Genomic DNA, 17,815 nt, shown 5'->3' with positions numbered 1-17,815 from the left:
ACAAAAAGAGATGAAATATGTCAGCGCAATTAAAGGGAAAAGTGGCTGTGGTCACAGGATCGGCATCGGGTATTGGCTTGGCTAGTGCTGAAGCTATGATCGCCGAAGGTGCCACCGTGGTGTTTGTTGACCGTGACGAAGCGGCGTTGCAGGCCATTTGCGATAAACACGGAGACGCGGCGGTGCCCTTGGTCATCGATTTATTGGATGCCCAAGCCTGTAAGCAATTGATTCCACGTATTTTAGAGCAGGTGGGAGTGATTGATATTTTTCACGCCAATGCTGGACTTTATGTGGGCGGTGACTTGGTTGATGCCGACCCCGATGACATAGATCGCATGATGAATTTGAACGTCAATGTGGTGATGAAAAACGTGCGTGATGTGATTCCTCACATGGCCGCTCGAAAAACCGGCGATATCTTGGTGACCAGCTCGTTAGCAGCGCACTATCCTACGCCGTGGGAGCCTGTTTACGCCTCGTCGAAATGGGCGATTAATTGCTTTGTGCAAACCACACGTCGTCAGGTATTCAAAGACGGTTTACGCATTGGTTCTGTGTCGCCTGGGCCTGTCGTCACTTCTTTATTGGCTGATTGGCCAGAAGAAAAGTTGGCCGAAGCGAAGGCCAATGGCAGTTTAGTCGAGGCCAGTGAAATCGCCGATATTTTGATCTTCATGTTGACCCGCCCACGGGGTGTGACCATTCGTGATGTGGTGGTGATGCCCACCAATTTTGATTTGTAAGCCAAAAAAAAAAGCGCCCTTGCGGGCGCCAAACTTTATAACTATTTGCAGAACAGAAATCGTTATTGAACGATTTCTGGCCCCATGATGCTGTATGGTAACGCGGTAGACAGTGCCGGAATGTAAGTCACCATCACCAAGAACACCATCAATACCAATACGAATGGCATTGCGGCTTTGACCACGCGAGCTAAGCTCATGCCGGTGATCCCGGATGTCACAAAGAGGTTCAAACCAATCGGCGGTGTGATCATACCAATTTCCATGTTGACCACCATGATGATACCTAGGTGAATTGGGTCAACACCCAGTTCCATCGCAATCGGGAACACAACCGGCGCTACGATAACCAATAGACCCGATGGCTCCATGAACTGACCACCGATCAATAGCAAGATGTTCACCGCAACTAGGAAGGTAAACCAGTTAAAGCCGACGCCTAACATCCATTCGGTGATCATTTGTGGGATACGTTCTGCAGACAAGGTGTGTGCGAACAACAAGGCGTTGGCAATGATGAACATCAACATGATGGTCGTCTTAGTGCCTTCTAGCATGACTTTACGAGATTCTTCGCCAAACAAAGAAGGGAAGAAGCCGCGTAACATCATCGATAAGTTACGACCCCAGATCGGTAGACCGGCTGCAATACAAGTACCGATAGATTGCTCTAGTTTACTCGAACGTTTGTACACATAGAAAATCGCCAAGGCCACTGACATGATGGCGCCCCAAGTAGCTCGATCGCCGCCAGTGACAGTTTCGCTGTCGGCAAATACGAAGAAAGACATGATTTCCCACACGAGGAAAAAAGACACGCCGTATACCATGCCGTTAAAACCAACACGAGCGTGAGGTGCGTCGTTGTCGTTGGTCCAAGTTTGGCCTTTTAATGGCCCCATATCGCGGTAAACAAACAGCGCGATGAACATGGAGTAAACCGCCGCCACAACCGCGGCTTCCGTTGGTGTGAATACACCGCCGTAAATACCACCCATGATGATGACAACAAGGAACAAGCCCCAGCCAGCGTCTTTACCGCCACGAACCAAATGACCGAAGCCTTTCCATTCTTCTGCTGGTAGCTTTTTGATACGAGCGACCACGTAGATGGCCAGCATCAACATACCGCCCGCCATTAAACCGGGAATGACCCCTGCCAAGAACATACGACCTACAGACACATCAACAGAAGCGGCGTACACCACCATCACGATAGAAGGTGGAATCAAAATGCCCAAGGTGCCAGCGTTGGCAATAATGCCCGCCGCAAATTCTTTTGAGTAGCCCACTTGCGTCATACCAGCAATGGCGATGGTACCAATGGCCACGACTGTTGCAGGAGAAGACCCAGATAGGGCAGCAAACATCATACAAGCCAATACAGACGCCATCGCCAAGCCACCACGAAAGTGACCGACACTGGCAATGGCAAAGTTAATCAAACGCTTCGCCACACCGCCCGTCGACATATAAGAAGAAGCGATGATAAAGAATGGAATCGCCAACAGGGTGTAGTGCTGCCCAGCGCCAAACAAAGAGATCGCCACCGACGACAAAGAGTCGTGGGAGAAAAAGGTAATAAACAAGATGGACGATAAGCCCAACGAGATACCCACCGGCAAGCCAACAAACAGCAGCACGAGTACCAATGAAAAGAGAATAATAGATTCCACAATAACGCTCCTGCGGCTAGTCTTTTAAGACGTTTTTGTTTTCTTCGACAAGTTCTTGCGCTTCATGACCACTGATCAACATGCCACGTTTGCCACGTGCGATGTCGATAAAGGCCTGCAAAGAACGGTAAGAAAGCAACGCCAAACTGATTGGCAAAATAACCAGAACGATCCAACGATGCACACGAGGACGCAAACCAAACATTTCTTGTATAAATTCTGGATAACGTAGTTCATTTGATCCGATGCCAATTTTGTACATTTTTTGCCAATACTCAATCGCACCGCCACTGACATCGATGCCCAGCATGGCCAACCAAGTAGAATCCAACAAAATTAAGCCGTAAAGCATAGCGGCCGCGGCGCCAAACAAAGACAAGCCTTTGGCAACCGGTTTGGGCACGGCATTTAAGACGATGTCGACACCCAGATGTAAGCCGGTTTTGATACCGTAACTCATGCCCAATAGGATTAACCAAGAGAAGGCAACTGTGTTGAATTCTAACGCTGCGTCCCAGCCCGTGTTAAAACCATAGCGTGCAATGACTTGCCCGAAGGACACCGCCATAATGGAAGAAATGACGATGATTAACAGGTTTTCTTCAGCTCGCTCCATGACTTTTGGGAACAGCTTTTCGAGCACCCAAAGGATAATAATAAAAACCAATAAATACAGATGTGGCCAAAGTGCCATGGGGGTCTCCTAATCAGACAACAAAAAGCTGACCCGTTTGGGTCAGCTAACTGCAAGGTAGAATTTGAATTACGCGCCAGCGGCAGCGTCGATCAAATCTTTACCGATGTAACGCTCAAATTGGCTCCAAACAGGCTTCATAGTATCGACCCATTCTTGGCGTTGCGCTGGGGTAAGGGTGTTGATTTTACCGCCTGCTTTCAGAATGTTGGCGCGGTTGGCTGCTTCAGCGGCTTTTACATTCAAGTTCGCTTCTTGAGTCACGTCATCCGCGATTTGAATAAACTGGGCGCGATCAGCAGCTGGAAGGCTGGATAGGAACTCAGAGGAGGTCATGAACAAGTAGGCCAGCAACTGGTGGTTGGTTTCTGTGACACTGTCTTGTACTTCGTAGAATTTCTTCGTGTAGATGTTAGACCAGGTATTTTCCTGACCATCTACCACGCCGGTTTGCAAGGCACCGTATACTTCAGAGAACGCCATGGCTTGTGGAGAAGCGTCCATAGCGGCAATCATTTGTTTTGCTACGTCAGACGTTTGCACGCGGAATTTCATGCCTTCAGCGTCGCTAGGGACCAATAGTGGTTTGTTAGCAGAGAAGTACTTCATACCAGACATCCAGTAACCTAGACCAACGAAGCCTGCGTATTCGTCCATTTCTAACAATAATTTTTTGCCTTCAGGTGTCTTAGTGAAACGAATCGCGTGATCCATGTCTTTAAAGATGAAAGGAAGATCGAACACACCGTATTTGTCGGTATAAGAACCAAACTTAGAAAGAGACGGTGCAAGTAACTGAACGTCGCCAAGAAGAAGGGCTTCAAGCTCTTTAGAATCGCCAAATAAAGTAGAGTTAGGGAAGACTTCTACACACAATTTGCCGTTCATTTCTTTGTTAACACGATCCGCAAAGTTATTGGCTGCAACCACTTTAGGGTGAGTAGTACCACCGGTTACGTGGCTGAATTTTACAACACGCTCACCAGAATCACAGTTTGCAACAGCGGTTCCAGCTGAAAGGGCAAGTGCTAACGAGGTCAGAGCAAGGCTGATTTTTTTCATTTTTATAAGACTCCAAAAACTGAATTATTATTGTTTACCTGGTTTTTAGCCCAGAAAACTGTGTGACACAGAAACATTAGGCAGAGCAAAACAGGTGTGCTTGGTTAGAGTGTTTACACAATTTGTGCCAAGTCTTTAATAAATTGTTAACGGTATGATTTATATAGGAAAAATCAACAATGACTTGTGGGTGTTTTGTTCTAACGTCACCTAATAGGGGGAATTACACACATGATTATTTTATCAATGGGTGGATTTTCACCCATTGACGATTTTCTAAAAAGCCTCGGCTAATAACTGTTTTATTGCCGACATCATGGCTTTTTTCCCGGATAGTCCCGCGGCGTGGCGAGAAGCCTCGGTGTGTCGGCCAAGTGCCGCTTCTAAAAATAACCGATGCATCGGGTTGTCGGGCTGTAATTGTTGAGCTTGTGCCATATTTAATGCCGCTTTGAATAGCACAGGGCGAAGGCTGTCAAAGGGTCGATGGTGACTCATAAACAAGGTTAAATCGTGTCGGTCTTGTGAAGAAAGCGTAGCCAAGGGAGGGATGTTGTGGGTCGATGACGCCATTATTAGCATAATCAGTTCCGTGGCTAAGTCAGGGTATTGCAGTAAGATATTGAGCGAGAATTGCTCGATAAAGTGCCCTTGCCATTGGTCTGCTAATAAGGCGGCCATTTCGTTAAGGGGCTTTATCATCATCAAAGAATAGCTGCCGCTGGCTTGGTCTTTGGCAGTACCGAGTCGAATCGGTCGATAGCCATTTTTCAGCCAAAACGCCACTACGTCGGGCGTGGCTGCGAAGCTGGTGCATAAAAAGTCGCATCTAGACTGAGCGTTCTGCGCAATATGATCAAGCAATCGACTGGCGTGACCTTGCTGTTGTCTTTCTGGGTTGGTGGCAATGCGACTAATACGCCAGTACCGATAGCGACCTGCGTCCTTGAGCCCTTCGTGAGCCAGCAAGGATTGTGGCAGCAAATGACCCCTTGGGCGCCTTGTGCCTTGCATAACCGCCTGACTCAGTTCATCAGGTAGGTTGCCTTCTTCGGTCACAATGGCCACGCAATTTAGCTGGTGATTGGCAGTAGCAAGGTAGCTGGTAACCGATGGGTCATCGAGCATCCATCTTAGGTTATCAGGCGATGTTTGATAGTGAGCACTGACTAGTAGGCGAAAAGTGTCGGCCAATTGTTTGCTTTGTGATAACCAATCTGACGTGGAAAAAGCATGATAGCTTGGCCGTTTTTCAGGCCAAATAAGCGCTGTTGGCGTGGCGTTTTCATCCGTTAAAAAGAGGGTGTTATTGAGCCAATGTTCTAGTGGGTCATTTCCCCCCCATCGAATCGGAGTGTCTAAAGTTAAGCGCTGCAAGGCATGCTGCTGAGGGCTTTTTTGCTCGGTTAAATAGCGACAAAAGCGCAAGCCAAAACCTTTCCCCGCGCCTTCATAGCCATAATCTGTGGTGCTAAACACAGTATGATCTGCCAGTTTACTCATGGCTTTTAGCATGGGCAAAGGCAACATGGCCGCTTCATCTACGAACAGGTAATCCCAGTGATTGGTGGAGTGCTCTAGCGCGTCTGGGGCGAAAAAGGGCAGTTCGGCTTTTGTTTGTGATGCCGTCATCAGGTGAGAAAAGCGCTGCTTTAGAGTGGTAATGGCTTCTTGGTTTGGTGCGGTAATGGCTACTCGTTTGCCCGCTTGTATTAATGTCGCCAAGGTATCGCCCAGCAGGGTGGATTTACCACGGCCGCGTGGGGCAATAAGCACATACGCCCCGGCGTCAGCCATGAGCAAAGCGGACTGAGCGTGAGCTTGCTCTGTGGTGAGTGGCGCTCGCGCATCGGTGGATGTCAGCGCGGGCAAGGGGGTTAATGTACTTGATGTAATCGGTTGAAAAGGCGAATCGCTGCGGTGCAGGCAGTCGTTAAGATAGTGTTTGAAATAGGAGGTCACTTGCTCGGGTTCCAAAGGCCAAGGCAGGTAACGGGCAAGGTCGTGATCCGTTGTCGTCAGCCAGTCTTGCTCTGGCAAAGCGATGGCAAAGAGCCCCTCACCGCGAACCGTGCCCGCTAAAATAGCCAATGCGCTGGCAGACACACCCTGGGTTAAGTCCAACAAAATCGCATCGTGGGTTCGGCCTAGATGTTGGCGAACCTGTTTGAAAGCGCACGTCGAGAATCGGTGAGAATCGCCTTCGTAGTGACTGATATCTTGTGCCACCACAAGCGGCGAAGCCAAATTTTGGCTGAGAAAAAGAAAATCCGACAGCACCTTGTCAGGCGAGCCGGATAACAGATAACAATGACGATGGTTGTTAGGCATACAAGTACATTCGCTCTTTTCAGGGTCGCAGTATGATACTGCGACCCTGAGGATTAAGCGATGACGAACAAGTCCATAAAGCGATTCACCGGTGTGTTTTCTAATGCGGTTTGGTCTTTGCACAAGGTGAAAATCTGCTCGCATTGACGATGGGGAAAACGCGTCGCCAAGTTGTTTTTGAATTTTTGCTCTAACAAAGGGATGCCTTCTTCGCGACGGCGACGGTGTCCTAACGGGTATTCCACGGCGACTTCATCGGTGTGGCTGCCGTCTTTAAAAAAGACTTGAATGGCGTTGGCGATAGAGCGTTTGTCGGCTTCCAAATATTCCGCAGTGAAGCGCGGGTCTTCAACGATGTCCATTTTGTCACGCAACTCATCAATGATGGGATTAGCGGCGTGAAAGTCGTCTTCATAATGTTCGGCAATGAGGTTACCAAACGCCAAAGGTACGGCGGCCATGTATTGTAAGCAATGATCGCGGTCGGCGGCGTTGGCCAATGGGCCCGATTTGGAAATGATACGAATCGCTGATTCGTGGGTACGAATGACGATCTTATCGATGTCGGCCAAACGATCTTTTACCTGCGGGTGCAAAGTCACCGCGGCTTCGGCAGCGGTTTGTGCATGGAATTCCGCTGGGAAGGAAATCTTAAACAAGATATTTTCCATCACGTAGGTGTCGTAATCCTGCGAGAAAGAAAACTGGCGTTGCTCATCGGGCTTGATGGCTTGGTCTTTGTTGGTTTTCGAAAAAGACACGTCGTAAAAGCCCCATTGTGGCGCGGTAAGTACGCTCGGAATGCCCATTTCACCACGCATGGCCATGTCGGCCAAACGTACGGCACGTGAAGTGGCATCCCCTGCGGCCCAGGATTTACGCGACCCTGCGTTCGGCGCATGGCGATAAGTGCGCAGTGCCGAACCATCGACCCAAGCTTGTGAGATAGCCGCCATAATTTGCTCGCGGTCGCCACCCATCATCTTGGTTACCACGGCCACCGAGGCCACGCGCACCAATAAAACGTGGCACAAACCGACGCGATTAAACGAGTTTTCTAACGCTATAACGCCTTGTATTTCGTGCGCCATGACCATGGCGTCGAGTACTTCGCGCATAGTAAGAGGGCTTTCACCATTGGACAAACGCACCTGAGAAAGGTGATCCGCCACCGCCAAAATGCCGCCTAGGTTGTCAGAAGGGTGACCCCATTCTGCCGCCAGCCAGGTGTCGTTGTAATCCAGCCAGCGAATAATGCAGCCGATGTCCCACGCCGCTTTCACAGGGTCTAGCGACAAGGACGTGCCGGGTACGCGTGCGCCGTTGGGCACCACAGTGCCTTGTACAACAGGGCCCAAATGCTTGGTGCATTCTGGAAATCGCAGGGCTAATAAACCACAGCCGAGGGTATCCATTAAACAATTTCGTGCGGTGTCGAGGGCTTCTTGGCTGTCGACTTTAAAGTTGATCACATAGTCTGCGATGTCCTGAATAACTTGGTCATAATCTGGGCGGTTATTTACATCTACGTTGTTGCTCATTGTCTTCCCTTTTAAATATTAATGATGAAATGTTTGGCGTTTGTTGTGTTATGGACGCTGGTCTATGTCGACCCAGTTCGTGTGATCTGGCCCAATGTAATCAGCGCTAGGGCGAATGATGCGGTTATTGCTGCGCTGTTCCATGACGTGCGCGGCCCAGCCAGTGACACGAGAACAGACAAAAATGGGCGTGAATAATTTGGTCGGAATGCCCATAAAGCGGTAGGCACTGGCGTGGAAGAAATCGGCATTACAAAAGAGTTTTTTCTCCCGCCACATGACTTCTTCGCAACGTTCAGACACCGCGTATAAATATTCGTCGCCAACGGCATCGCTGAGTTTTTTCGACCACTTCTTGATGACATCGTTGCGCGGGTCTCGCTCGCTGTAAATGGCATGGCCAAAGCCCATTACGGTTTCTTTGTTAGCCAGCTTTTTCATCAGCTCCGTTTCGGCTTCATCAGCGGATTGCCAAGGCTCTATCATGTCCATCGCCGCTTCATTGGCGCCACCATGCAGAGGTCCACGCAAGCTGCCGATACCGCCGGTTATGCACGAGTGCAGGTCAGATAAAGTCGACGCACACACCCGGGCGGTAAAGGTGGAAGCGTTAAATTCATGTTCAGCGTATAGGATCAGCGAAGCGTTCATCACTTGTGTGTGCAATTCGCTGGGGGCTTCGTCGTGCAGCATGGTTAAAAAGTGTCCAGCTAACGAAGGCACCTGCGCATTGTGAGTATTGACACGCACCCCATCGTGACTAAAACGATACCAATAAACGACCATGGCAGGCAGCGTGGCAACCAGTCGATCAGCGGCATGTAAGGCCAGAGAAGGCTGCTTGTCAAAGGGCAGTTCTGGCTCGATATTGCCCAAAAAAGAGCAACCGGTGCGCATCACATCCATTGGGTGGGCGGTTTTCGGAATCAACTCTAAGACGGCTTTGAGCTCGTCGGGCAAGGGGCGTAAGCTCATCAGCTTTTGTTCGTAATCATGCAATTGATGACGGTTTGGCAAAGCGCCATACAGTAATAAATAAGCCACTTCTTCAAAGCTGGCTTTGTCGGCCAGTACGTCGATGTCGTAACCACGATAGGTTAAATCGGCAGCGGCTTTGCCGACCGTACACAATGCGGTTTGGCCTGCGCTTTGGCCGCGTAATCCGGCGCCTGAAAGTACTTTAGTCATAATGTTCTCCATTGTTATTTTTAGTGAGAATCTTGATGAAAACGGTATTTTGTCGTGTGTTATTTGGTTGTCTATTATTTTGTCGAGAAGAGAGCGTCTAGTTTGTCCTCGTATTCGTGGTAGTTCAAAAATTCGTACAGCTCGTTGCGGGTTTGCATGGTGTCGATCACATTGCGCTGGTGGCCGTCTTGCAATAGGTGCTGGTACACATTCAGCGCGGCTTTATTCATGGCGCGAAAAGCGCTTAACGGATAGAGCACTAGATCGATGCCTGCGCTGGCCAGCTCGGCTTTGCTAAACAAGGGCGTGGCGCCAAATTCGGTGATGTTGGCCAGCACCGGCACTTTTACCGCGGCGACGAATTCTTTGTATTGCTCCAAGGTGATCATGGCTTCTGGGAAGATCATGTCAGCCCCAGTGTCTACGCAGGCAATGGCGCGTTCGATGGCCGATTCCATGCCTTCCACAGCAAGGGCGTCGGTGCGTGCCATGATGACGAAGTCGTCATCGGTTCTGGCGTCGACACAGGCTTTAACGCGGTCGACCATTTCCGCTTGGCTCACAATGGCTTTATTAGGGCGATGACCGCAGCGCTTTTGTTGCACCTGATCTTCAATGTGCACCGCCGCCGCGCCGGCTTTTTCCATCTGCTGAACAGAGCGAGCGATGTTGAAAGCGCCGCCAAATCCAGTGTCTATGTCGACCAGCAAGGGCAAATTAGATGCTGAAGTGATACGGCGCACATCTTCCAACACATCGTGTAAATCTGTCATACCAAGGTCGGGTAAGCCGTAGGAGGCGTTTGCCACGCCACCGCCAGATAAATAAACAGCATGATGACCCGCTTGTTCGGCCATCATGGCGCAATAGGCATTAACCGCGCCCACCACTTGCAAAGGTGATTGAGTGGCGACGGCGTGTCGAAAACGTGCACCTGGTGAAGCTGTTGTCATACTGTCCTCTCTTATTGTTTGTTTTCGTATGGTTGATATGGGGAATAAAAGGCTTAGTGAGAAGCGCGTTCACTGTGTTCCATGGCTTGCTTCAATAACTGGCTGGCGCGGCTGATGTGTCGACGCATGAGTAGCTCGGCCAGATCCCCTTCGTGGTTGGCGATGGCGTCTAAAATCGCTCTGTGTTCTCGCAATGCTTGACGTGGATCGCTGCGCTGGTCGGCGGTATGTCGGCGATACATGCGAATCACCGAGTACAATTCTTCGGTTAATAAACGAATCAATTTGGCATTTTGGCTGGCGTGAATAATGCGTAGATGAAAATCGTCGTTGCCGCCTTGTTGCAAATAATGTTCGTCTTGGTTGTCATCTAAATGAGCTTGGTGCTTGTCGAGCAAGTCGTATAAGTTGTTCACTTCGCTGGCGGGCATGGTGTCGGCGGCCAATCGAGCGGCCATGCCTTCTAGGGCTTCGCGCATGGTAAAGGTGTCGAGCATGTCTTGCAGGTTGAGCTGAATCACTCGAGCGCCCACATTGGCGGTACGAGTGACTAAGCCGAGGCCTTCGAGTTTCACAATGGCTTCCCGAAGTGGCCCGCGAGACACGCCGTATTGCTTGGCCAATTCTGGCTCCGAAATTTTACTGCCTTGAGGTATATCGCCTTTGACAATGGCACTACTCAATTGCTGAGCAATGTCTTCGGATAAGGTAGCGGACCTTAAAGACACTAAATGGCTTGAAACAGGAATGCTCATAACGGTGAAAACCTAATGATTGTTGACAATGTATCTCTTTATAGCCGTCTATTCGGGAATTATCAAGTTAGATTGTCGACAATATTGGATTTTCTTATACTTCTTTAGTCGTAGTGTTTTGTGTTTAACAGGGTCTTTTTTGAGCTAAAATTCTGATTTTTCTGTATTTTTATCGATAGAAACTCGATAACGGCTGGGATGAAGGCAAAAAGCTGATACAGTTTCAGCGTAGGCGTTCGTCAATCGAATAGTGAATGTGTCGACAATCTTGTTTTAGCCTGTCGTCGCGATCTGTGTATTTTTAAGGAACAGCATGAAAAAGATAAAAAACGAAATTGCATTGAGCAAAAAAGCCATTCAAGTGGGAGAAAATTACGCCTTAAAACGCGGTTACGAAGGCTTTTCGGCCACCATGTCGGCGAATGAAAAAACCGAAGCCATTTACCGTTTGTTGGTATTGGATAAATTGATTGTTGCTCTACCTGCAGACAAAGAAGACTTGCCAAGCATGAAGCACAAGCTGGCGTTATGGATTCAAAAACTGCTTCCAAAAGACGATCCTTTACTGAAGTAGCTTCCATGCACTGGCTTGCTGGTAACGTCTAATAGCTTTATTTATGTTTTGTTATAACATATCATTTATTTATAGCAATCATGATGACGTGAATAAGGTGAGAGACAATGCAAGCGAATGTGCAAAGTGCGATAGATTCGGATCAGGCGGTTGGGCTTTTGAGCGTGGCGAAGTCGCCTGATCAGGATGTGTTTGGCGATATTTATAACCCCAGTATTGGTATGACAGTGTGGCAAAGACCGCTGGGTGAACTGTCGGATTACGCCGAGTCGCTGTTAGTATCCTCGCCTAATTTTTCGTATACCTCCCAAGGAAGTTCTGAAAAAATCACTACTCTGTTAGGCCGTTTATTGCCCGACGCTGATGGTAAAGAGGCGTTTGTAGCTGACATAGGCTTGCTGGTGGACATGTTCGCCTGTTTGTTTGACCTTGAGGAAGTAGGGGTGCGCCTGACGGCCTTGTCGTCGGCCATGTGTCCGCGTTTTCATGTGGATAAAATTCCTTGTCGCATGGTGTCTACCTATTCGGGAACCGGCAGTGAATGGCTACACGAAGCCCACGTAATTCGAGATCATTTAGGTCGTGGCGGCCGTGCGACAGATCTTAATAGTGGCTTGAGTGACACAGGAGTGATTAATCGTTTACAGGCAGGTGATGTGGCGATTATGAAAGGGGACGAATGGCCAACGTCGCTAGGTCGTGGCATGGTTCACCGTTCGCCTGCTGCGAGCGCAGAAGACAAACGGTTATTCTTAAGCATTGATATGATTTAGTTTTTACTTAACTTTTGTTTAGCCAAGTGATCACCAGGTGATCGCTTGGTTGTTCCAGTCTAGGTAAGTCGCTTTGTTGTTCATCTCCACGTCGTCCATAATGAACAACAATTGCGTGGCGACAAATTCAGGAGTAAACAGCTTGCCTTCAGGCACAGAGCGCTGAAAGGGTTTAGACAAGGGCGTGTCCGTTGTGCCCGGATGAAAGGCAATCAGTTTGACGTTTTTCGCCCGTCGCGCGTACTCAATCGAGCATGTCTGAATAAGCATGTTGAGTGCGGCTTTGGAGGCGCGATAGCTGTACCAGCCGCCGGTTTTGTTGTCTGAAATACTGCCAATGCGTGCACTGAACACCGAAATCTGAGCCGATGTTTCACCTTTTACCAGGGGCAATATATGGCTTAACCAAAGCATGGGAATAATGGTGTTTACTTGAAAGGTTCGCTCTAGCTGAGCGGCTGTTACATCTTCTAATTTACGCTCTGGCATCATGCTGTCTTCGTGCAATATTCCATTGCAGATCAACACCTTGGTTATCTTTCCCGCAAAAGGCATCAAGCCTTTACAAACCTGACGAATGGCGGTTTCGCTGTAGTCGCATTCGAACCAATGGGTCTTTGGGTCGAACGATTCAACAGGCGCGGTTCGACTCACAGCAAACACCCCAAGACAGGCATCGTTTTGTTCAAATTGCGCAATGGCCGCATGGGAAATTTTACTGCTGGCGCCGATAACAAGGGCATAAAAATCTGACATTTGAGACTTCCTTTCAATGAATAAAATGCGCTAAAAACTAAAGGTCGCAACCATCTTTTTTACAGGGTTCACAACGAGGCTTGCCGCTGACAAAGGACGAAATTTGATGGCGATAACGAGCAAAAAATAAATAGCTTTTGTCGGCAAAGAAACGCACCACGGGCCAACGCAGCACTTGCATCCATTTATGTTTACCCACTAATTTCCATGCTAAGCAGGTAACATCGAGGCCTTTGATAATTTGGCCATTATCGAGCTGACCATGAAGCACTTTGTCCGCTTCGATTGGGTCAATGTGGGGGAATTTTTTGCTGAAATTCTCGGCGTGAATGTCTTCTAATTGCAGTTTTTTATTGGCGTCTAATGACCGAAGGGTGTTCATTTCAGCGGCGCACAAAGGGCAGTGACCATCGTAGAAAATTGTTAGCATAATTTAGACCCGTAAAAATAATTTTTTCATATTGTTTTTACGGGTTTGACGTAGGGTCAGATCATTTTATTAGTGGGTTAGTAGTGCGGGTATAACATCGCAAGGTGCAGCACACAAACGATAATGGTGATAACAAAACGCATGTTCAAATAGCGGGCATTTGGCGAGCGTATTAACACCAAGGTGCGCGCTTCTACCCAAAAAACACTCATAAAACCAAGCAGCAAAAGCGCAATGGATAAGCTAGGGATGTGAATCAACAAAGACGCCCACGCCGCTAAGGCCAATACATTGCTGGAAATAAATAAGAAGCGACCCAGGGGCGAAATGTCTTTATGTATCAATTGTCCCCACAAAGCGCCACTTAGAAAACTTAAAATCACGGCGCTGTAGGTGCTGAACAGGGTGAAACCAGAAAAGCCCAGAAAAGTATGATTATTCCAACTTATATAAGTCGCAGCGGCGAAGGGAATAATGCCCAAAACACCAAGGATTATCGTTAAGTAGGAATTAGGAGTGCGCATGGTCAATATCCTGATCTCGAAAGCAAATGTGCAATAAAAAAGTCTTGGCGTTATTTTAAGCGGAACCTACCTGGCAACACCAGTAATAATGCCCATTCCTTGAGGATATAAAGCCCCTGTATCGAGAATAATCGCCATTGAGGGAAATACGACCACAGAGTACAATGCTGGATTACTTTTCCTTAAGCGTGATGCCTTTTCGGTTTTCATGTCTTTATTAACGAATTGACTAAAGGTGTGTTTAGAAATGCCAGCTAAAACAATGGATGAACTCGTTTCCCTGTGTAAACGTCGCGGATTTATTTTCCAAGGCAGTGAAATCTACGGTGGTATGCAAGGCGCTTACGATTACGGTCCGTTAGGTATTGAATTAAAAAACAACCTAAAAGCGGCTTGGTGGCGTGCCATGGTATACGAGCGTGACGATGTAGAAGGATTGGATGCCGCCATTATCCAAAACAAACACGTCTACAAATACTCGGGTCATGAAGATACTTTTACCGATCCTATGGTCGACTGCCACGAATGTAAATCTCGTATGCGCGCCGATCACATGAAAGACATTAAAGTGTGTGATAACTGTGGTTCAACAAACGTCACAGAGCCTCGCGATTTTAACTTGATGTTTAAAACCAACGTCGGACCTATGGTCAACGAAGAGTCTTACACTTACCTTCGTCCAGAAACCGCACAAGGTATTTTTACTAACTTCAAAAACGTTGTAGATTCCACCTCTCGTACTTTGCCTTTTGGTATTGCGCAAATTGGTAAATCTTTCCGTAACGAAATCACGCCGCGTAACTTTATCTTCCGTGTTCGTGAATTTGAACAAATGGAATTGGAATTCTTCTGTAAACCAGGTGAAGACGAAAAATGGCACGATTTCTGGGTCAGCACTCGTAAGCAGTGGTGGTTGGATCAAGGTCTATCGGCAGAAAATATTGAGTTTGAATACGTGACTGGCGACGACCTAGCGCATTATTCAAAAGCCACTGTGGATATCTTGTACCGTTTTCCACATGGTTTGGAAGAACTTGAAGGCGTAGCGAACCGTACTGATTACGATTTGGGTTCTCACACTAAGGCTCAAGAAGAGTTTGGCCTTTCTGCGAAAGTGAAAAAGAACGAGCATTCCACCGCGAAATTAGCGATCCGTGACCTTGAAGCGAATAAGTGGGAAGTGCCTTTCTGCATCGAGCCGTCTGCCGGTTTAGACCGTGGTCTTTTGGCGGTGATGACAGAAGCCTATACCGAAGAAGAGTTGCCAAATGGCACGACTCGTACCGTGTTGAAATTTAAGCCGCACCTAGCGCCGATCAAAGTCGCTATTATGCCGCTTAAAAAGAACAAGCCAGAAATTGTTGCTTTGGCAAAAGAGCTTAAAAACAAGCTTCAAAAATTAGGTTTGGGTCGTATTCTTTATGAAAACACAGGCAACGTAGGTAAAGGCTACCGTCGTCATGACGAAGTCGGAACGCCAATTTGCGTGACCGTCGATTTCGATTCTATCGAAAAAGAAGGCGCACCAGTGACCGTTCGTGACCGCGACACCATGGAGCAAATCGTCGTGCCAGCGGCGGAACTGCCAGCGTATGTGGTTAATTACTTTATTAACCAAGATTAATCATATCGTTCAGATGACATGAATAAAAAAAGCCGTTACGAGGGAATCTCGTAACGGCTTTTTTTGTTTGGTGCTAAGTGTTTACAGAGTGAGTTTTAGAAAACAAAAAAACCAATAATTGAGTGACTCAATTATTGGTTTAAAGGGAAAATCTAATTTGTGCGATTTCTAAGTCAACGGTTTAGAAAGCAACATTAACACTCAACCAGATATTTCGTGCCTTATCTTTGTTGTTGTAGTCATCATAGTAGGTTGCCTCGTAAGTACCGTCGCCATTGTCCTCAAAGGATACAGACTGACTAGTGAAGTCTTCATCTAGTAGGTTATTGATGCGGCCATTTACTGTGACGGCATCATTTACACGATAAGTCGCACCTAAATGAAATACTTCGTAAGACTTGTAGTAAATGTCACCATCTTTACCTGCATCTACTTGATTGTTTCTGTTTAGGCCACGGAAACGATCGCTACGAAGTTCTGCGATTAAAGACAAGCTCAGTTTGTCTGTGGCAGACCAGTCTAATGACGTGTTCATCATGTGCTTAGCGGTACCTGTTAGTGGATAACCTTTCTGCGAACCACTCTTTTGCTCACTGTCTGTGTAGGTGTAGTTTGCACGCAAAGTTAAGTCTTCACGTATTTGATAACGGCCCGCTAGCTCAATCCCTTCAATGACAGCTTTATCAATGTTCACCTTTTTAGTAAAGGAGTCGTATCCAAGACTCTCCCAACCATTACCAATATCAGCACATGGCTCAACGCCTCCTGTTGCTTCACAACTACTTAGGTCACCTTGGCTGGCAATTTTATCTTTGAAGTTATTCTGGAAAATGGTGGCATTAAAACTGTGGCGTTTAACAGGATCTTGCCAGTAAACGGCAATTTCAGAGCTGACACTGGTTTCAGGTTGTAGATCTGGTGTGCCGACAAATGGGCTCGTTCCCTGTCCACCAAAACCTGTAATACCTTGGAATAAATCAGTGGTTTTAGGTGTTTTATAACCTGTGCTAACACCACCTTTTACTGTCCAATTATTATTTAAACTGTATACACCATAAAGGCGAGGGCTTGTTTGATCGCCAAAAGTATCATGATCATCAAGACGTATACCTGCGGTTAGAGTAAAGTCTGGTGTTAGCATCCAGTTGTCTTCTACGAAGATAGACTGCATATTATGTTCTTGCACTTCACCGGCTTTGTATTGATCACCGTACATACCAAATACACCATCCTCTAGTTCACCGCGAATCACTTGAATACCGGTAATAACCTGATGATCGCCTAATGGGATATCGAGCTTTGCATCTAAAACATCTTGACGACTTTCCATTATACGGTCAGGACGCGGTAAGAATTTTTCACCAGATAGTGCTTTGCGCTCATCCAATGATAAGCCTGCGTAATTGCCTGTACCATTGTAAAGATTGGTGAAGTCAGCACGCTCTTTTGCAGTGAAGGGTAATGATCTTCCTTCATTAGTTGTAGTGACGCTAGAAAAGCTAACTTGGCTCATAAGGTCACCCCAATGACCTTCATGACTTATCGCCCAAGATTCACGATTAAATTCTTGCTCATCTTTGTAGCCTGTACGAGGAGAGTTATTTCTTGCCCAAAGGTTATCAACACTGTCGACTGTACCAACTTGACTGCCTTCGTTGTCATACACCTGATTAGAAGTATCGTAATCAAAGCTGAGTGTATGGTCATCGTTAGGGGTGAAAATTAAGCTAAAACCACCTGCTTGATTGGTGTTATCAACAGTTTTACCACCACCCCCAAAGCCTAATTCACGGCTTTGAACTGTACCAGAAGGGTCGACGACATCATCGTAGTTTGGTGTTGAGGATTCCTTATCGTAGACACTTCCGCGTATTCCTAGATTTAATTTTCCTGGAACCACTGGACCCATGACACTAAAGTCTAAAGTGGTGTCATCACCGTAATCGTTGTCAGTCTGAAAAGTTCGGCCTAATGTTGCTGAGCCACTCCATTTTTCAGCGTCTTTGCGAGTGATTATATTGATAACACCACCCAAAGCGTCTGCGCCATAAAGGGTAGACGCTGGACCACGAATTACTTCAATTCGTTCGATCATTTCTAGTGGGGGGATGTGTAGTGGTACAACTAATTTGGCCACCTGATTAGAGGTGATAAGATCACCGTAACTAAGCAGGTATCAATATGTCAA

The 17,815-nt window shown here is 47.4% G+C and carries 16 protein-coding genes; 4 read left to right on the top strand and 12 right to left on the bottom strand.

Features of this window, described 5'->3' with window-relative positions:
* Positions 1-17 precede the first annotated feature (17 nt).
* Complete coding sequence (locus tag J9B83_RS08930; protein ID WP_211536419.1) at positions 18-746, top strand: SDR family oxidoreductase; 729 nt, start codon at positions 18-20, stop codon at positions 744-746.
* A 62-nt stretch (positions 747-808) separates the two neighbouring features.
* Here the strand turns inward: J9B83_RS08930 and J9B83_RS08925 are convergent, their stop codons facing one another.
* The 8 genes from J9B83_RS08925 to J9B83_RS08890 all read right to left on the bottom strand — a co-directional run bounded on the left by J9B83_RS08925 (position 809) and on the right by J9B83_RS08890 (position 10,946).
* Positions 809-2,422 (bottom strand): TRAP transporter large permease, encoded by a 1,614-nt coding sequence (locus J9B83_RS08925; protein WP_211536418.1) that lies wholly within the window; start codon positions 2,420-2,422, stop codon positions 809-811.
* A 16-nt stretch (positions 2,423-2,438) separates the two neighbouring features.
* Positions 2,439-3,116 carry a TRAP transporter small permease gene (locus J9B83_RS08920; protein ID WP_211536417.1) on the bottom strand — a complete coding sequence of 226 codons (678 nt, stop codon included), beginning with the start codon at positions 3,114-3,116 and terminating at the stop codon, positions 2,439-2,441.
* Positions 3,117-3,185: 69 nt separating this feature from the next.
* Positions 3,186-4,178 carry a TRAP transporter substrate-binding protein gene (locus J9B83_RS08915; RefSeq protein ID WP_211536416.1) on the bottom strand — a complete coding sequence of 331 codons (993 nt, stop codon included), beginning with the start codon at positions 4,176-4,178 and terminating at the stop codon, positions 3,186-3,188.
* Positions 4,179-4,454: 276 nt separating this feature from the next.
* Positions 4,455-6,509, bottom strand: coding sequence for a tRNA(Met) cytidine acetyltransferase TmcA (locus J9B83_RS08910; protein ID WP_211536415.1), 2,055 nt, complete (start codon positions 6,507-6,509; stop codon positions 4,455-4,457).
* Between the two features lie 53 nt (positions 6,510-6,562).
* Positions 6,563-8,050, bottom strand: a complete 1,488-nt coding sequence (prpD, locus tag J9B83_RS08905; protein ID WP_211536414.1) for a 2-methylcitrate dehydratase — start codon at positions 8,048-8,050, stop codon at positions 6,563-6,565.
* A gap of 48 nt (positions 8,051-8,098) precedes the next feature.
* The gene (prpC, locus tag J9B83_RS08900; RefSeq protein WP_236037221.1) at positions 8,099-9,238 is read right to left on the bottom strand and encodes a bifunctional 2-methylcitrate synthase/citrate synthase; all 1,140 of its coding nucleotides are present in this window, start codon (positions 9,236-9,238) and stop codon (positions 8,099-8,101) included.
* A 74-nt stretch (positions 9,239-9,312) separates the two neighbouring features.
* On the bottom strand, positions 9,313-10,191 hold the full coding sequence (gene prpB / locus J9B83_RS08895) for a methylisocitrate lyase (RefSeq protein WP_211536413.1): 879 nt from the start codon (positions 10,189-10,191) through the stop codon (positions 9,313-9,315).
* A gap of 53 nt (positions 10,192-10,244) precedes the next feature.
* Entirely contained in the window at positions 10,245-10,946 is a 702-nt protein-coding gene (locus J9B83_RS08890; RefSeq protein WP_211536412.1) for a GntR family transcriptional regulator, read from the bottom strand.
* Positions 10,947-11,259: 313 nt separating this feature from the next.
* Between J9B83_RS08890 and J9B83_RS08885 the strand changes: the two genes are divergently transcribed.
* Entirely contained in the window at positions 11,260-11,520 is a 261-nt protein-coding gene (locus J9B83_RS08885; protein ID WP_211536411.1) for a DUF5062 family protein, read from the top strand.
* Positions 11,521-11,627: 107 nt separating this feature from the next.
* Positions 11,628-12,293, top strand: coding sequence for a DUF1826 domain-containing protein (locus J9B83_RS08880; protein WP_211536410.1), 666 nt, complete (start codon positions 11,628-11,630; stop codon positions 12,291-12,293).
* Between the two features lie 30 nt (positions 12,294-12,323).
* Here the strand turns inward: J9B83_RS08880 and J9B83_RS08875 are convergent, their stop codons facing one another.
* The 3 genes from J9B83_RS08875 to J9B83_RS08865 all read right to left on the bottom strand — a co-directional run bounded on the left by J9B83_RS08875 (position 12,324) and on the right by J9B83_RS08865 (position 14,003).
* Positions 12,324-13,049 carry an SDR family NAD(P)-dependent oxidoreductase gene (locus tag J9B83_RS08875; protein ID WP_211536409.1) on the bottom strand — a complete coding sequence of 242 codons (726 nt, stop codon included), beginning with the start codon at positions 13,047-13,049 and terminating at the stop codon, positions 12,324-12,326.
* 37 nt (positions 13,050-13,086) lie between these two features.
* Entirely contained in the window at positions 13,087-13,479 is a 393-nt protein-coding gene (locus J9B83_RS08870; protein WP_211536408.1) for a thiol-disulfide oxidoreductase DCC family protein, read from the bottom strand.
* Positions 13,480-13,556: 77 nt separating this feature from the next.
* Positions 13,557-14,003 carry a DUF3429 domain-containing protein gene (locus J9B83_RS08865; protein ID WP_211536407.1) on the bottom strand — a complete coding sequence of 149 codons (447 nt, stop codon included), beginning with the start codon at positions 14,001-14,003 and terminating at the stop codon, positions 13,557-13,559.
* A gap of 247 nt (positions 14,004-14,250) precedes the next feature.
* Between J9B83_RS08865 and J9B83_RS08860 the strand changes: the two genes are divergently transcribed.
* The gene (locus J9B83_RS08860; protein ID WP_211536406.1) at positions 14,251-15,627 is read left to right on the top strand and encodes a glycine--tRNA ligase; all 1,377 of its coding nucleotides are present in this window, start codon (positions 14,251-14,253) and stop codon (positions 15,625-15,627) included.
* A gap of 181 nt (positions 15,628-15,808) precedes the next feature.
* On the opposite strand, the gene J9B83_RS08855 is transcribed toward J9B83_RS08860, so the two are convergent.
* Positions 15,809-17,722: a TonB-dependent receptor domain-containing protein gene (locus tag J9B83_RS08855; protein ID WP_211536503.1), complete on the bottom strand. Its 1,914-nt coding sequence runs from the start codon at positions 17,720-17,722 to the stop codon at positions 15,809-15,811.
* Positions 17,723-17,815: the final 93 nt, after the last annotated feature.

Origin of the sequence: Marinomonas vulgaris, assembly GCF_018145875.1 — a bacterium.
Lineage (GTDB): Bacteria > Pseudomonadota > Gammaproteobacteria > Pseudomonadales > Marinomonadaceae > Marinomonas > Marinomonas vulgaris.
This window is presented reverse-complemented; position numbering and strand designations above follow the sequence as displayed.

Coding starts and splice junctions, on each gene's coding strand:
- J9B83_RS08930 (WP_211536419.1), top strand. CDS start 18: ATGTCAGCGCAATTAAAGGGAAAAGTGGCTGTGGTCACAGGATCGGCA.
- prpD (WP_211536414.1), bottom strand. CDS start 8,050: ATGAGCAACAACGTAGATGTAAATAACCGCCCAGATTATGACCAAGTT.
- J9B83_RS08890 (WP_211536412.1), bottom strand. CDS start 10,946: ATGAGCATTCCTGTTTCAAGCCATTTAGTGTCTTTAAGGTCCGCTACC.
- prpB (WP_211536413.1), bottom strand. CDS start 10,191: ATGACAACAGCTTCACCAGGTGCACGTTTTCGACACGCCGTCGCCACT.
- prpC (WP_236037221.1), bottom strand. CDS start 9,238: ATGACTAAAGTACTTTCAGGCGCCGGATTACGCGGCCAAAGCGCAGGC.
- J9B83_RS08870 (WP_211536408.1), bottom strand. CDS start 13,479: ATGCTAACAATTTTCTACGATGGTCACTGCCCTTTGTGCGCCGCTGAA.
- J9B83_RS08920 (WP_211536417.1), bottom strand. CDS start 3,116: ATGGCACTTTGGCCACATCTGTATTTATTGGTTTTTATTATTATCCTT.
- J9B83_RS08910 (WP_211536415.1), bottom strand. CDS start 6,509: ATGCCTAACAACCATCGTCATTGTTATCTGTTATCCGGCTCGCCTGAC.
- J9B83_RS08875 (WP_211536409.1), bottom strand. CDS start 13,049: ATGTCAGATTTTTATGCCCTTGTTATCGGCGCCAGCAGTAAAATTTCC.
- J9B83_RS08880 (WP_211536410.1), top strand. CDS start 11,628: ATGCAAGCGAATGTGCAAAGTGCGATAGATTCGGATCAGGCGGTTGGG.
- J9B83_RS08860 (WP_211536406.1), top strand. CDS start 14,251: ATGCCAGCTAAAACAATGGATGAACTCGTTTCCCTGTGTAAACGTCGC.
- J9B83_RS08885 (WP_211536411.1), top strand. CDS start 11,260: ATGAAAAAGATAAAAAACGAAATTGCATTGAGCAAAAAAGCCATTCAA.
- J9B83_RS08915 (WP_211536416.1), bottom strand. CDS start 4,178: ATGAAAAAAATCAGCCTTGCTCTGACCTCGTTAGCACTTGCCCTTTCA.
- J9B83_RS08855 (WP_211536503.1), bottom strand. CDS start 17,722: ATGATCGAACGAATTGAAGTAATTCGTGGTCCAGCGTCTACCCTTTAT.
- J9B83_RS08865 (WP_211536407.1), bottom strand. CDS start 14,003: ATGCGCACTCCTAATTCCTACTTAACGATAATCCTTGGTGTTTTGGGC.